The sequence below is a fragment of the Vulcanococcus sp. DEBay_Sum22DG08_74 genome (assembly GCF_017852955.1).
Lineage (GTDB): Bacteria > Cyanobacteriota > Cyanobacteriia > PCC-6307 > Cyanobiaceae > Vulcanococcus.
Map to the genome: position 1 here is coordinate 1 of NZ_JAFMKL010000038.1, position 14,488 is coordinate 14,488.

The 14,488-nt window shown below is 64.1% G+C and carries 16 protein-coding genes and 1 tRNA gene; 8 read left to right on the forward strand and 9 right to left on the reverse strand.

The window, feature by feature from the left end:
* The 5 genes from QZ184_RS05965 to QZ184_RS05985 form a co-directional block, all read right to left on the reverse strand.
* Positions 1–939 (reverse strand): aconitase family protein (locus QZ184_RS05965; protein ID WP_296418577.1); only part of this gene is annotated, 939 nt, incomplete at its 3' end.
* 32 nt (positions 940–971) lie between these two features.
* A complete protein-coding gene (locus QZ184_RS05970; RefSeq protein WP_296418579.1) occupies positions 972–2,213 on the reverse strand; it encodes a competence/damage-inducible protein A in 1,242 nt (413 codons plus the stop codon).
* Positions 2,203–3,300, reverse strand: a complete 1,098-nt coding sequence (locus QZ184_RS05975; RefSeq protein WP_296418581.1) for an MraY family glycosyltransferase — start codon at positions 3,298–3,300, stop codon at positions 2,203–2,205. The genes QZ184_RS05970 and QZ184_RS05975 overlap by 11 nt, the downstream gene beginning before the upstream one ends.
* A gap of 116 nt (positions 3,301–3,416) precedes the next feature.
* Positions 3,417–4,706 (reverse strand): serine hydroxymethyltransferase, encoded by a 1,290-nt coding sequence (glyA, locus tag QZ184_RS05980; RefSeq protein WP_247476331.1) that lies wholly within the window; start codon positions 4,704–4,706, stop codon positions 3,417–3,419.
* 107 nt (positions 4,707–4,813) lie between these two features.
* A tRNA-Arg gene (locus QZ184_RS05985) sits at positions 4,814–4,887 on the reverse strand.
* A gap of 83 nt (positions 4,888–4,970) precedes the next feature.
* On the opposite strand from QZ184_RS05985, the gene QZ184_RS05990 reads away from it, so the two are divergent.
* From QZ184_RS05990 to QZ184_RS06000, 3 genes are read left to right on the forward strand one after another with little or no spacing between them, the layout of a single operon-like run.
* On the forward strand, positions 4,971–5,210 hold the full coding sequence (locus tag QZ184_RS05990) for a hypothetical protein (RefSeq protein ID WP_010314480.1): 240 nt from the start codon (positions 4,971–4,973) through the stop codon (positions 5,208–5,210).
* 23 nt (positions 5,211–5,233) lie between these two features.
* Positions 5,234–5,521, forward strand: coding sequence for a DUF3181 family protein (locus QZ184_RS05995; RefSeq protein ID WP_010314479.1), 288 nt, complete (start codon positions 5,234–5,236; stop codon positions 5,519–5,521).
* Between the two features lie 25 nt (positions 5,522–5,546).
* A complete protein-coding gene (locus QZ184_RS06000) occupies positions 5,547–5,801 on the forward strand; it encodes a hypothetical protein (RefSeq protein ID WP_010314477.1) in 255 nt (84 codons plus the stop codon).
* Here the strand turns inward: QZ184_RS06000 and murJ are convergent.
* On the reverse strand, positions 5,798–7,420 hold the full coding sequence (gene murJ, locus QZ184_RS06005) for a murein biosynthesis integral membrane protein MurJ (RefSeq protein WP_296418585.1): 1,623 nt from the start codon (positions 7,418–7,420) through the stop codon (positions 5,798–5,800). The genes QZ184_RS06000 and murJ overlap by 4 nt on opposite strands.
* Before the next feature lie 45 nt (positions 7,421–7,465).
* On the opposite strand from murJ, the gene sfsA reads away from it, so the two are divergent.
* The 3 genes from sfsA to QZ184_RS06020 all read left to right on the forward strand — a co-directional run bounded on the left by sfsA (position 7,466) and on the right by QZ184_RS06020 (position 10,216).
* Positions 7,466–8,236 (forward strand): DNA/RNA nuclease SfsA, encoded by a 771-nt coding sequence (gene sfsA, locus QZ184_RS06010; protein WP_296418587.1) that lies wholly within the window; start codon positions 7,466–7,468, stop codon positions 8,234–8,236.
* A 25-nt stretch (positions 8,237–8,261) separates the two neighbouring features.
* Positions 8,262–9,482 (forward strand): 4-hydroxy-3-methylbut-2-enyl diphosphate reductase, encoded by a 1,221-nt coding sequence (locus QZ184_RS06015; RefSeq protein ID WP_296418589.1) that lies wholly within the window; start codon positions 8,262–8,264, stop codon positions 9,480–9,482.
* Positions 9,483–9,577: 95 nt separating this feature from the next.
* Entirely contained in the window at positions 9,578–10,216 is a 639-nt protein-coding gene (locus QZ184_RS06020; protein ID WP_296418591.1) for a DUF1997 domain-containing protein, read from the forward strand.
* Here the strand turns inward: QZ184_RS06020 and QZ184_RS06025 are convergent, their stop codons facing one another.
* The gene (locus QZ184_RS06025; protein WP_010314472.1) at positions 10,217–10,681 is read right to left on the reverse strand and encodes a DUF4079 domain-containing protein; all 465 of its coding nucleotides are present in this window, start codon (positions 10,679–10,681) and stop codon (positions 10,217–10,219) included.
* A 38-nt stretch (positions 10,682–10,719) separates the two neighbouring features.
* Positions 10,720–12,279 (reverse strand): bifunctional phosphoribosylaminoimidazolecarboxamide formyltransferase/IMP cyclohydrolase, encoded by a 1,560-nt coding sequence (gene purH / locus QZ184_RS06030; protein ID WP_296418593.1) that lies wholly within the window; start codon positions 12,277–12,279, stop codon positions 10,720–10,722.
* Positions 12,280–12,338: 59 nt separating this feature from the next.
* On the opposite strand from purH, the gene QZ184_RS06035 reads away from it, so the two are divergent.
* Positions 12,339–12,959 (forward strand): dienelactone hydrolase family protein, encoded by a 621-nt coding sequence (locus QZ184_RS06035; protein ID WP_296416391.1) that lies wholly within the window; start codon positions 12,339–12,341, stop codon positions 12,957–12,959.
* A 64-nt stretch (positions 12,960–13,023) separates the two neighbouring features.
* On the opposite strand, the gene QZ184_RS06040 is transcribed toward QZ184_RS06035, so the two are convergent.
* A complete protein-coding gene (locus QZ184_RS06040) occupies positions 13,024–13,395 on the reverse strand; it encodes a DUF3155 domain-containing protein (protein ID WP_010314468.1) in 372 nt (123 codons plus the stop codon).
* A gap of 316 nt (positions 13,396–13,711) precedes the next feature.
* Here QZ184_RS06040 and QZ184_RS06045 point away from each other — a divergent pair.
* Positions 13,712–14,488 (forward strand): histidine kinase dimerization/phospho-acceptor domain-containing protein (locus tag QZ184_RS06045; protein WP_296418595.1); only part of this gene is annotated, 777 nt, incomplete at its 3' end.

Genomic DNA, 14,488 nt, shown 5'->3' on the forward strand with positions numbered 1-14,488 from the left:
GGGCTCGGTCTGCTCCAGGGTGGGCACGGCCTCATCGACCCCAATTCCTTGGCCCGGGGTGATGCCCCAGGTGACCGTCGGCGCAATCGAAGCTGCGTCAAAGCGCACTTCATCGTCAAAGACCGCGTCACTGCCGCTGGCCAAGCCACTCCACCAGCGCACCGCCTCAGCCCAGGCCTCACCGCTCGGAGCGAAAGGCCGGCCCTCGAGGTAGTCGAAGGTGACCTGATCGGGATTGACGTAACCGCAACGGGCGCCGCCCTCAATCGCCATGTTGCAGAGGGTCATGCGCTCCTCCATCGAGAGGGCCTCAATCGCTGGACCGGCGAATTCGTAGGCGTAACCCACGCCACCCTTCACCCCCAGGGTGCGGATGACATGCAACACCAGGTCCTTGGCGTAGACCCCACGCTGGAGCTGACCATCCACCCAGATTCGGCGGACCTTGAGCTTGCCCATCGCCAGGCTCTGGCTCGCCAGCACATCACGCACCTGACTGGTGCCGATGCCAAACGCAATCGCGCCGAAGGCCCCGTGGGTGGAGGTGTGGGAGTCACCGCAGGCCACGGTCATGCCCGGCTGGGTCAAACCCAGCTCGGGGGCAATCACGTGCACGATCCCCTGGCGACCGCTGCCGATGCCGTGCAGGGTGATGCCGTGCTCGGCGCAGTTGGCCTCGAGCGTCGCCAACATTTCCTCCGCCAGGGGATCGGCGAAGGGGCGCGCCTGGGAGGTGGTCGGAACGATGTGATCCACCGTGGCGACCGTGCGCTCGGGGTGCCGCACCGTCAGGCCCAAGTCCTTCAAGCCCGCAAAGGCCTGGGGGCTGGTGACCTCGTGGATCAGATGCAGGCCGATAAACAGCTGGGTGGCCCCACCCGGCAGTTGGGAGACCTGATGTAGATCCCAAACCTTGTCGTAGAGGGTGCCGGAGCTCACGCCGATGCCTGCAGCGGAATCGACGAGCCTACTCAGGCCAACTGCAGCCTCAATCGATTCAAGGCCTCACCGGCGCTGAGGGTCTGAATCCAGGTCCGGCCGCGACTCGTACCGAAGCGCACCCCCTCGCTGCTGCAGCCATCCGGACCGGCGATCGCCAGATGCACCAAGCCCACGGGTTTCTCGTCGCTGCCACCACCGGGTCCTGCCACGCCGGTGATCGCCAGCCCCCAATCGGCACCCGTTACGCGCCGCGCCCCTTCTGCCATGGACTGCGCGACCGGATCACTCACGGCACCGTGGGCCAGCAGCAGCTCCGCCGGCACGCCCAACAGTCCCTGCTTCACGCCATTGGCATAGGCAATCACCCCACCCAGGAACACATCAGACGCCCCAGGAACAGCGGCCAAGGCCGCGCCCAATCCACCACCGGTGCAACTCTCGGCAACAGCGACCGTCTGCCCCCGCAGCCGCAGCTGTTGCAGAACAACCTCAGCCAGGCTCTGCTCATCCACACCAAAACAGCTCTTCCCGGTGCGGCGGCGGATCTCGCGCTCCACGGGCAGAAGCAGGGCTTCAGCATCCGCCTGATGCTCGGCCCTGGCCGTGATGCGCAACTTGACCTCCCCGGCACCGGCATAGGGGGCCACGGTCGGGTTGGCCTGCTCAAGCAGATCCGCCATCTCTTCTGCCAAGGCTGATTCCGAGACCCCCCAGAACCGCAGCATCCGGCTAGCGAAGACCCCCGCGGCCAAGCCGGACTGACGCAGCCAGGGGGCCGCGGTCTGCTGCCACATCGCCTTCATCTCACTGGGAACGCCCGGGAAGGTCAGGACCGTGAAGCCTGGAACTGGGCTCCAGATCATTCCCGGGGCCGTTCCGGTGGGGTTCGGCAGCACAGCAGCACCCTCAGGCAAAAAGGCCTGGCGGCGGTTGCTCGGGGAGCAGATTCGGCCGCGAGCAGACAGGCGCGCCTGGATCTCGGCCCAGATCTCGGGGTGCTCCACCAAGGGGGTCTCAAAGGCAGCGGCAATGGCCTCCGTTGTGAGGTCGTCTGGGGTGGGACCCAGCCCCCCGGTGGTGATCAAGACGCGGCAGCGCCCAGCCGCCTGCCGCACCTCAGCCATTAAGCGCTCTCGGTTATCGCCGACCACCATCTGGCGTTGGTGGGGTACCCCAAGGGCCGCCAATTGCTCCGCAATCCAGCGGGCATTGCCGTTGGTGATGTTGCCCAGCAGCAATTCACTGCCGACGCAGAGGACCTCAGCCGTCAACGCCCTGGTCCTGCTGGGCCCGCTCGCGGCTCAAGCTGCGGCGGCAGATCGTGACCGCCGCAATCAAGACCGCGGTGGCCAAGGTCAACCAAAGGAAACGCAGTTCCGCCCCGGCAAAGACCAAAGCCAAAGCAGCCAGCCACTGGGTGAAGGCGTAGATCAACAGCACCGTGCGGCGGTGGCTGAAGCCTGCTCTGAGCAAGCGGTGATGCAGGTGGCGGCGATCGGGATAGAAGGGGGAGTGCCCCTCGCTCACCCGGCCCATGATCACGGCGGACATGTCCGCCAGCGGCAGGGCCAGGATCAAGAGGGGAAACAGCAGGCTGACGCTGGTCAAACCCTTTGCTGGGCCAATGATGCTGATGGCGGCCAAGGCAAAGCCCAAGAAATAGGAGCCGCCATCGCCCATAAAAATCTTGGCTGGATTGAAGTTGTGGCGCAGAAAGCCAAGGCAACTGCCAGCCAATGCCGCGGCCAGCAGACCAGGGGCCGGCTGCGAGAGGCTGTAGCTCACCGAAAGCAAGGCAACCGCTGCAATGCCGCTGACACCGGCAGCCAAGCCATCCAAGCCATCGAGCCAGTTGATGGCGTTGGTGATCCCCACAAGCCAGATCACGGTGAACAGCAGGCTCAGCGGTTCAGACAGGGGAATGACCCCTGCACTGCCAGCGAAGGGCAGGTCGATGGCACCAATACGGACGCCTTGGCTCCAGACCGCCATGGCCACCGCGACCTGCCCCCCGAGGCGGGGCAACGGGGGCAAAGCAAACAGGTCATCGGCCAAGCCAATGACGAAGTAGCAAAGGGAACCGGCCAGGGTGGTCCAAATCAGGGCATCCCGCTGAGGCGGCAGCTCCACAAAGCCACCCAGACGCCAGATCAAGAGCAGCCCGAGCACAAAGCCGGCAACAATCCCAATACCTCCCAGGCGCACCATCGGCGTGGTGTGCTGCTTTCTGGGGTCAGGCTGGTCGATCAGGCCCCAGCGCAGCCCGAGTTGCCGCACCAGAGGGACGATCAAGGCGGTCAGCAGTGCAGCGCTTCCGAAGGCCAGAACAGCGGCAAGATCCGGCCGGCTGGAAATCATCGAAGGCGGTGCTCAATGCAGTGCGCAGTAGCCCAAACAAAAGGCCCTGCCAGCCAAAGCTTAAGCAGGGCCTGGGAGTTCGGCGATAGGCAAGGCCCCCCTGAGGGGCCAGTCGCTCAAGCGGGCTGCAGCTCGCGCTGGTGGGCGTAGAGGGGGAAACGCTCACACAGCGCAGCGACGCGCTGGCGGCAACGCTCCTCAATCGCTGCGTCCTCAGGGTTGAGCAGGCGATCAGCAATCACATCGGCCACCTCACGGAAGGCCTCTTCATCGAAGCCGCGGGTGGTGCAAGCGGCGGTTCCCAGCCGCAGACCGCTCGTCACAAAGGGGGACTGGGGATCAAAGGGAACCGTGTTCTTGTTCGCCGTGATGTGCACATCGCTCACGAGGAGGTCGGCGACCTTGCCGGTCATGCCGATGCCCCGCAGATCCAACAGGACGATGTGGTTGTCGGTGCCCGCACTCACCACGTCAATGCCGCGCTCTTTGATGCGAGCGGCCAGGGCTTGAGCGTTGGCAACCACCTGCTTGGCATAGGCCTTGAAGCTGGGCTGCAGGGCCTCACCAAAGGCCACCGCCTTGGCCGCGATCACGTGTTCCAGGGGACCGCCCTGGCTGCCGGGGAAGACGGCTTTATCGAACTGCTTGGCGAACTCCGCATCACGGCAAAGGATCAGGCCGCCGCGGGGACCACGCAGGGTCTTGTGGGTGGTGGTGGTGACCACATCACAGACGGGCACCGGGTTGGGGTGAACACCCGCAGCCACCAAGCCAGCGATGTGGGCCATATCGGCCAGCAGGTAGGCGCCGACCTCATCGGCGATGGCTCGGAAGGCCTGGAAGTCGATCGTGCGGGGGTAGGCGGAGTAGCCGCAGACGATCAGCTTGGGCTTGTGCTCGAGCGCCAGCTTGCGAATGGACTCGAAGTTGAGCTGCTGGGTGGTCTCATCGACGCCGTACTGGACGACGTTGAACCACTTGCCACTGACGTTGACCGGTGAACCGTGGGTCAGGTGACCGCCATGGCTCAGGTCCATCCCCATGATCGTGTCGCCGGGCTTCAACAGCGCCAGGAACACCGCGAAGTTGGCCTGAGCGCCGCTGTGGGGCTGGACATTCGCCCAGGCCGCCCCAAAGAGCTCCTTGGCCCGCTCAATCGCCAGCTCTTCGATCGCATCGACGTGCTCGCAACCGCCGTAGTAGCGCTTCGAGGGCAGACCTTCGGCGTACTTATTCGTGAGAACGGAGCCCTGGGCTTCCATCACAGCCTGGGAGGCGAAGTTCTCCGAGGCGATCAGCTCCAGGTGGGTCTGCTGTCGCTGCAGCTCCTTGCCAATCAGGGCAGCGATGGCGGGATCGCTGGCAGCCAAGGGGCGATTGGTGGCTGCTGCGGTGGACTCCGCCATGACAAATCAGGGCTCAGGTTGACCTGAATCGTAAGAAACCGCAGCACTGCACGCTGGCCGGTGCCTCGCCAATAAAAAAGTCGCCCCGAAGGACGACTCTTTGAAGGCGCGCCTGGAGAGATTCGAACTCCCGACCCTCTGATCCGTAGTCAGATGCTCTAATCCGCTGAGCTACAAGCGCCTGCGCTTGCCTGGACATTCTGCCCACATCGAGGGCCCACACGTCAACCGACCAGACTGGAGTCAACGAGGAGCCGCCCAGACATGCCGATCCGTTGGTATGGCCCTGCCAACCCTGAGGACCCCACCTACCGGCACTTCAACCGGATCGTGAATCTGGTGCTGCACGGCATGGTCTTTGCCGCCCTCAACAGCGGCCTCTGGTTTGTCCAGGAAATGCGGCACCCCTGGAGCCACCTCAACTGGCTCACCAGCACCTGGGCCGTGCTGTTGATGGCCCACCTGATCAGCGTGGCCGCGCAACGTCCGAAGGCGTCATCCTGAGCGCAGCTCTGAGCTCGGCTGGCATGGCCCTCTCCCCTGGCGAGATCCGCGACCTGCAACTCGCGATTGCCGATCGCCTCTACATCCAAATCGGAGGCTGGCACCTCTACCTCGGAGACGCTGGCCTCGCCGAAACCCTGGCGATTGAATGCGCCGCCAGGCTCGATCAAGGCGCCGGTGTCTGCGCACGGCAGTCCCTCGAAGCCGTGCAAGTTCCGATTGGTGGCGGGAGCAGCAAGCTTCCCCTGGCCCGCCTGGTCCCGGCCGGACAACTGCAGGACCTGGAGGATCTGCTGGAGAACCACAGTTAGGGTTGCTCCCACCTGCCAGGGCCCAGTGCTGGTCATCGAGGTCACCAACGCTCGCGAGGTGGTGCGTCAGCGCATCGGTCGTCTGGGCAGCCGTTTGATCGGCAAAGTCGTCGATGCGGAGGCCCAGGTCGAGAAAGCCTTGATCCAAGAAATGGAAACGGCCTTTCGCGACTTCGGCATCGAAGCCCGGATCTACTCCGTCGATGGTCCAGCGATGGTGGGCAAAAGCCACCTGGAGCTGCCGATCCAAGTGCGCGAGGAGCGGGTCGTCGAGCTCTAGCCCCGGCCGGGCAGACGCGCCCGCAGCTGACGGCCGATCTCTAGGGCCTCAGGCACCTTCGTTCCGCCTGCAATCAAGCCATAAACCAAGAGGCCCAGGCCACCGCTGAAGCTGCACTGCAGCACTAGGCCCAGAAGATCCTGGGGCCAAGCAATCGCCTGGGCCGTCGCCCAAGCGATCAAACCAGCCACCAGAGCTGCCGCCAGCAAGAGCACGCTGTCCCGTGCCCAGTTGGCGAGCGGCATCCCTGGAACGCGGCGCTGCAGGGCCAACAGCAGACCGAAGCAAGTGATCAGATTCACGCCAACCGTGGCGAGCACCAGCCCAGGCGCGCCGAAGTTCAACGCGGGCAGCTGCAGCCCCCAGGGCGTCGGGCCACCCACCAGGACCCAGTCGAACAGCGCATTCAGCGCGATCCCCGCCATCGAGAAGCGAAACGGGGTCGTGCCATCTCCGAGGGCATAAAAAACACGCACCAGCACGTCACGCCCCAGATAGGCCGGCATCCCGACGCCGTAGGCCATCAGCAAACCGCCCACCAGGGCCGCCGCTCCAGCGTTGAAGGCGCCGCGCTCGTAGACCAACGCGACGATCGGACCCGCCAAAGCCACCATCAGCGCCCCCAGCGGCAGCATCGAGGCATTGGAGAGCATCAAGCCCTGGCGAATCCTTGCGATCAGCTCCGGGCGATCCCCAGGGGCTGTGAGCCGGGCAAAGACCGGCAGCAGCGGCACCAGCAGCGCATTGGAGAGCAGACCCAAAGGGGTCTGCACCAGAAGGTTGGCGTAGCCCAAACCTGCCGCCGCACCGACGATCCCTGAGGCAAAGAAGAGATCGGTGAAGACGTTGATCTGCAACATCCCCGACGAGAGGGTGGCCGGACCCATCACCTGCAGCACCTCCTGAACACCAGGGTGCTTCCAATCCCAGACCAGCTGGAATTTGTGCAGCCCCTGCTTGGCCAGGGCCGGCAGCTGAATCAACCACTGAAAGATGGCCCCCAGCAGGGTCGTTCCCGCCAAGACCGCACCGCCTAAGAAGGCGTACTGGGGAAGAGCAATGTCGGAACCCAGGTGCAACCACAGAATCCCCAGGCCGGCGATCACTGCCACGCTGGAGAGCAGGGGACTGACCGAGGGCAGCCAGAACTCATCGGCGGCGTTCAGGGCCCCAAAGCCCAGCCCAATCAAGCCGGCGAACAGCGCCATCGGCGCCATCCAGCGCAGCTCCAGCACCGCGATCGCATGGCGCTCGGCATCCAGCCCCGGACCCACCAGGTCGATGAGCGGATCAGCAGCCACAAACAACAGCAGGGTGACGCCAATCAGCGCCGCACCGACCAGGGTGTTGATGGCGGCGAGGACATGGGCACCTTCTTCGCGGGGACGACGGGCCAGGGCGCTGACCATGGCGCTGTGGAACGGGCCGTTAATCCCTCCGAGCAGGATCAACAGAAAGCCCGGGAGCACATAGGCGTAGTTGTAGGCGTCGTAGGCCGCCCCCACGCCAAAGGCAGCGGCGATGGCCTGCTGGCGCACCAGGCCAGCCAATTTGCTGAGGGCCGTTGCGACCGCCACGATTAGGGCGATTCGCCGCAGTGAGCGGTTGGCTTGGCTCATCGAGGCGCCGCAGGGCCCAAACTCGGGCGATTCTTGCCGCTCTGCATGCCAGCTGCCACTTCCCTGCCAGTCCTGGCACTGGAGGACCTGCATGAGGGGGTCCTGCTCAAGCGCTACAAGCGCTTTCTCGCGGATGTCCAGCTGAGCAGCGGCGAGGTCGTCACGGCCCACTGCGCCAACACCGGACCAATGACCGGCGTGCTGCACGTCGGCGGGCGCGTCAGGCTGCGCTACGCCCCATCACCGACCCGCAAGCTCGCCTGGACCTGGGAGCAGGCCGAGGTGCCCGGTGCCGATGGCCAGCCGGTCTGGGTCGGGATCAATACGGCCCTGCCCAACCGACTGGTGCGCGCCACGATCGAGACCGGCTGCCTTGAACCCTGGCTCGGTCCGATCGAGAGCATCCGTGCGGAGGTGGCCTATGGCCTCAATCGCCGCAGCCGCATTGACCTGCTGCTCACCCCAGCAGAGGGAGCGGAGGACCCGCGACCGATCTACCTCGAGGTCAAAAACACCACCTGGTGCGACGGCGATCTCGCGCTCTTCCCAGACACAGTCACGGAACGGGGGCAAAAGCACTTGCAGGAGCTGATGGGGGTCCTACCGGAGGCCCGAGCAATGCTGGTGCCCTGCCTGAGCCGCTCCGACCTCGGGCGCTTCGCCCCCGGCGATCAAGCCGACCCGCGCTACGGCGAACTCTTCCGGGAAGCCCTGGAGGCTGGCGTGGAGGTCCTGCCCTGCCGCTACAGCTTCAGTGCAACGCGCATCGACTGGCTTGGGGTGGCCAGCGTCCAAGCCCAGAGCGAGGGCTCATAGAGTTAGGGACCTCGAGCCAGCCGCTGTGGATACCCGCGCGTTTAAGCGATCGCTGCATCACTCCGATCGCTACAACCGCCGCGGCTTTGGTCTGGGGGAAGAGGTGGCCGGCAGCCTTGAGCAGGCTTACCAAAGCAATCTGATCGCCAGCATCCGTGAAAACGGATACGAGCTCAAACATGGCCGACTTCAGGTGAAGTTGGCCGAAGCCTTCGGTTTCTGCTGGGGGGTCGAGCGGGCCGTGGCCATGGCCTACGAAACCCGCAAGCACTATCCGACTGAGCGGATCTGGATCACGAACGAGATCATTCACAACCCCTCGGTGAACGATCACCTGCGGGAGATGGACGTGCTGTTCATCGACGTCGAGAACGGAGTCAAAGACTTCTCCAAGGTCGCCAGTGGCGATGTGGTGATCCTTCCCGCCTTTGGCGCCACCGTCCAGGAGATGCAACTGCTCAACGAGCGGGGCTGCCACATCGTCGACACCACCTGCCCCTGGGTCTCCAAGGTGTGGAACACCGTGGAGAAGCACAAGAAGCACGACATCACCTCGATCATTCACGGCAAGGTGAAGCACGAGGAGACCCTCGCAACCAGCTCCTTTGCCGGCACCTACCTGGTGGTGCTTGATCTAGCCGAAGCGCAGCTGGTCTGCGATTACATCCTCGCCAGCAGCGGTGGAGCAAGCCCCAGCGGAGAGCAGCGTCAGGCGTTTATGGAGCGCTTCTCCAATGCCTGCTCACCGGGCTTTGATCCCGACCGGGATCTCGCTCGCGTCGGCGTGGCGAACCAGACCACCATGCTCAAGAGCGAAACCGAAGAAATCGGTCGCTTGTTCGAGCGCACGATGCTCAAGCGCTTTGGTCCCGCTGAGCTCAACGACCACTTCCTGGCCTTCAACACCATCTGCGATGCCACCCAAGAGCGGCAGGACGCGATGTTCGCCCTGGTGGATGAGCCCCTCGATCTGATGGTGGTCATTGGCGGCTACAACTCCTCCAACACCACCCACCTGCAGGAGATCGCCATCACGCGCGGGATTCGCTCGTTCCACATCGACACCCCCGAGCGCATTGGTCCCAGCAACCGGATTGAGCACAAGCCCCTCGGCGCCGATCTGGAGGTGGTCGAGCCCTTCCTCCCCAGCGGTCCGCTGCGGGTTGGCATCACCTCCGGTGCCTCCACTCCCGATCGCGTTGTGGAGGACGTCATTGGCCGTTTGATGGCCCTAGCCGACGCCTAGTCGAGCTGTCACAGACGCTGCAGAGCGAGGCCCCGAGCGCGCTTTACATTGATTCATCTGACCCACAACCAGGCCCTCCAACAGAGCCTTCTGCGTTGATCTCATCGGTGACCACACCTGGACCTGAGGTCGACGCCAGCGACCTGCCCCTGCGGCGCAGCGAGGACACTCGAGTCCGCTGCTACAGCAGCCAATTCGCTGATGTGATGGAGATGCGGGCCCCCGCCAAAACCGTGGCGGCCTACCTCGATCGCCACGAAGGTTGGTTCCGCCGTTGCGCGGCCCCCATGGAGGTCAACAGCCTGGGGCAAAACGGCTATCGGCTCACCCTCGGCCGCTTCGGCAACTTTGGCTTCGAAGTGGAACCGACGATTGGCCTGGAGCTCTTGCCCCAAAGCCAAGGGGTCTATCGCATTTGCACCGTGCCCCCCGAGCAGTTCCAGCCGGGCCTGCGGGACCTCTACGACGTGGAGTTCAATGCAGCCCTCCGTCTGGAAGAGCAAAACGCGGAGGTTCCCCACACTGATGTGCGCTGGGAGCTGGACCTGAGCGTCTGGATCAAGCTTCCGGCGGTGATTGGCCTCTTGCCCGAGAGCCTGGTGCAGAGCAGCGGCGATCACCTGCTGCGTCAGATCGTGCGCCAAATCTCAAGGCGCCTGACCTGGAAGGTCCAAGAGGACTTCCACGCCACCCATGGGCTGGACTGCCCGCCAAGACGGCGGGCCCAGTTCTGATCAAGCGGGGCGGTTTTCCCAGATCTTGTTGAGGATCTGCATCCCGCTCACGGCTTGCCAAAGAAACAGGGTGAAGACACCCATGTTCAGCATCACGTGCAGCTTGCGGGCGATCAGATTGCCCTGCTGCATCAGCGGGGACAGGGCAGCCGCCATCGCGAGTCCGCAGGTCATGGCGATGCCCACCAGCAGGTGAGGGCCGACGAACAGCTTGCCGTTGTTCAAGTAGGTGACGGCCATGCCGCCAAAGGTGCCCAGCACCATCACCGCCAAGACGGCACTGCCATAGAGGTAATGGCGTTTCGCGAACTGACCTTTGATCAGGGTCTTACGCGCTTCGGCATCAGCGGTACGGGTTTTCTTGGCCTTGATGCCAAGGAACATCGCGTAGCCGCTCAGGGCCAGCAGGCCCCACATGGCCAGCGGGTGCAGGAAGTTGAGATTGAAGGCGAGAGCTTCCGGCATGGAGCGCTGGCGTGGTGGACGGACCGCGCGACGCTAGATCAGTGCAGGAAATGGCGGCGGCCCGTGGTGACCATCGCCAGGCCCAACTCGTCGCAGGCGGCAATCGAGTCCGCGTCGCGGACGCTGCCCCCGGGCTGAATCACGGCCGTGATGCCGTACTGGGCCGCCAAGCGAACGGTGTCATCGAAGGGGAAGAAGCCATCGCTGGCCAGTACGGCTCCACGGGCCTTGTCCCCAGCGGTCTCCAGGGCAATCTTGGCCGAACCCACGCGGTTCATCTGACCGGCGCCGATGCCGAGGCTTTGACCGCCACGGGCAACGGTGATGGCGTTGGAGCGCACGTGACGCACCAAGCGCCAACAGAAGGCCAAATCCGCCAGTTCTTGGGGGCTGGGCTGACGCTTGCTGACGACCTGCCAAGCGGTCTCGTCGACGGGCTGATCGTCCAGGTCCTGCACTAGCAGTCCACCCAGGACGCTGCGGAGTTGTTGCCGGCTGGCCCGCTCAATCGCCTCCGGTGCCAGCTCGAGCAAACGCAAATTGGCCTTCGCCGAGAGCAGCTCGCGGGCTTCCGGATCAAAGGAGGGCGCAACCACGCACTCCAGGAACAGGCTGGTCAGATGCCCTGCGGTGGGGCTATCGACGGGACCATTGATCGCAACAATGCCGCCAAAGGCCGAGAGGCGATCCGCATCCAGTGCCCGCTCAATCGCATTGACGCTGCCTGTCCCAGTGGCCACGCCGCAGGGATTGGTGTGCTTGACCACGACCGCCGCAGGCTTGAAGGCGTTGCCCCCCGCAGGCTGTCCGCCGTAGCCGAACTCACGCACCGTGGCGAGGGCAGCCTCGAGATCGAGGATGTTGTTGTAGCTGAGCTCCTTGCCCTGGAGCTGCTCGCCAGCACCCAGGCCAGCCCCAGGCTGGGCGTACCAGGTGGCGCTTTGGTGGGGATTTTCGCCGTAGCGCAGGCTTTGGCGCGCGGGCAACTCCAGGCTGAACGTGCCGGCGCTCTGCGATGCCAGCTGCGCACTCAGCCACTGGCTGATGGCGGTGTCGTACTCAGCGGTGTGGCTGAAGGCTTCCAGGGCCAGCTGACGCCGCAGCTCAGGGCTAATCGCTCCGGCGGCCAGGGCCTTCAGAAAGGCGGGATATTGCGCCGGACTGGTCAGGACCGCCACGTCCGCATGGTTCTTGGCGGCTGCGCGCACCATCGCTGGCCCGCCGATGTCGATGTTCTCAATCGCCGCGTCCCAGCTGACATCGGGCCGAGCAATCGTCTCGCGGAAGGGATAGAGATTGACCACGACCACATCGATCGGGGCAATGCCCTGGTCGACCAGATCACTCTGGTGGGAGGAGTCCGAGCGCTTTGCCAGGATTCCGCCGTGAATCCGGGGGTGCAGGGTTTTCACGCGTCCCCCAAGGATCTCGGGGGCACCGGTGTGCTCAGCGACCTTGGTCACCGGAACCCCAGCGGCCGACAACGCCGCTGCCGTACCACCGCTTGAAATCAGCTGATAACCAGCCGCCAAAAGCCCCTGGGCCAAGGGCACCAGCCCTTCCTTATTGGACACGCTGAGCAGGGCCGTGGGCGCCATGGCGATGCAGAGGTCGGCAGAAGGTCCAACCTACGCAGGAGCAGCTCCCGGATCCGCCCATGACCAGCCATCCCGACCAGCTCCAACTCGGGCCTGAGAACGCGCAACAGCGACTCGTTCTGCTGCACGGCTGGGGAGCCGATGCCGATGACCTCCTGGATCTCGGGGAACTGCTCGTCAACCCAGAAACAAGTGTTGTCGCCCTGCGGGCGCCAGAGCCCCACCCCTACGGGAGCGGACGGCAGTGGTACGACCTGCAGCCCATCGATTGGGATGCCCTGCCCGCAGCACGCTCCAAGCTCCGTGCCCGGCTTCTCGCCCTCGCTGAGAGCGTCCCCCTGGAGCGGACCGTGCTGCTGGGGTTCTCCCAGGGCGCAGCCATGGCCCTTGATGTCGGCACAGCACTGCCCTTAGCCGGCATTGCCGCCTGCAGCGGCTACCCCCATCAAGGCTGGCAAGCGCCGTCTGCCTGCCCCCCCGTGCTCCTGACCCATGGCCGCCAGGATCCGGTGGTGCCGTTCATGGCCAGCGAAGAACTGCTGCAGCAACTCCAAGCCAGCGGACAGTCAGCGCAATTGCTGGCCTTTGACGGCGGCCATGGCATCGATGAATCGCTCTTCCCTGAGCTCAAACGCTTCATCACTGAGCGGATCGCGCCCAGCCAAGGCCTGCCTCAGTGAGCAACAAAAAAGCCGGCCCCATCGGGAGGCCGGCTGATGCCCTTCTGAAAGCAGAGTCTGAGAATCAGACGAAGGCGTATTCGTACTCTTCCATTTCTTCCCAGTCGTCGGCGGCCATCGCCTCGAGACCAGCAAAGAGGTTGTCTTCGCCAATGCGATCGACGATCTCACGCAGGGAAGGGAAGAGGAAGTGGTTCTCCTCAGCGTATTGGGCACTAAACAGACCTTTTTCGCCCCAGAAGAAGCGGTCCGTGGTGTGCTCGTTACGACGCACGTTCACCAGAGCGGGAGGAACGATCCCTGACTCGGCGATGTAGCGACGGGCAGCCGTCACAGGCTTGTATTCACCGGTCTCGATGTTGTGAACACCGACATGGGCCAGGACTCGCTGGCCAGCAAGCCGGCGGCGGCTGATGCGCTTGCGCTTTTTGGACATGGTTCAGGAACCCCGAAGGGCGGAGGGGACGAAGAGACGAAGGCAAGAGACCTTCAACAACGCCCAAACGTCTGACAGCCCAAACTGACAGCAAAGCGAGCGTTGGCGTTCAACCAGCAAAGAGACGTGTCTCTCCTGCTGTAACCTCGATGCAACAAAGTTGCAACCAAAGGCAGAAGCCATCGCCGTGCTGCCTGCGTCAGGCCGCTCGGTATTGGTCGATACCCAAAATCTTAAGACTTTTTCTCGGATTTGAACCAAGTCTCCGAAAAAAGTTCCGTTTAAGGCCGTGGACCACCACCAGAACGCCGCCTAGATGCAAGTCTCCAAGCGGTTTCTCGCGCTGCTGAAACAGCAACTTGCCCAATTCGCAGATCGTCCTGATCTGCGGTCATTGGTGGTGTACGTGGCCCTACCCAGCGCCAGTGGAGAACCCTCCCTGCTCTCGATTGGCGGCTGGCCCAAGCAAGTTTTGGCCCTCGAAAGCGATGCCAGTAGGCCATCGCAAGACGAGCGCTGTACGCGCCGTTGGCTCGCCCTGCGAGATGGACCGCTCCTACTTGGAGCCCTGCGAATCGACACCGACTGCTGGCCCTGGCCCACGCCCCTGAGTGATCGGCTGGAAGCAACAGCGCTCTGCCTCACCGAAGCGCTCAAGCTCGATCTGGAGCAACAACGACTCGGCCGTCAACTGGCCCTTCGGGACGACCAGCTCAAGCTGCTGGTCCATCAACTGCGCAATCCCCTGGCGGCCCTGCGCACCTTTGGACAACTGCTCAGGCGTCGACTCGATGGCGATAGCGCCAATCAAGCGTTGGTGGACAACCTGCTGAGCGAGCAGCACCAGATCAATCGCTATCTCGAAGCGATCGATCAACTCACCCAAACTCCGCTGCTGCCCCCCGCCCAAGACGGCCTGCAACCGCTGCTGCTGCCGCCAGCCTTCAGCAGTGAGGACCTGCACTCCCTCAACCAAGTACTGGAGCCCTTGCTGGAGCGCGCCGCTGGAACCGCCGCCCTGCAAGGCCGGCGCTGGGTGCCGCCTGGAGAGCTTCCGACGCAAGCGTGCAATGCCGCGGCCGTCTCCGAAATC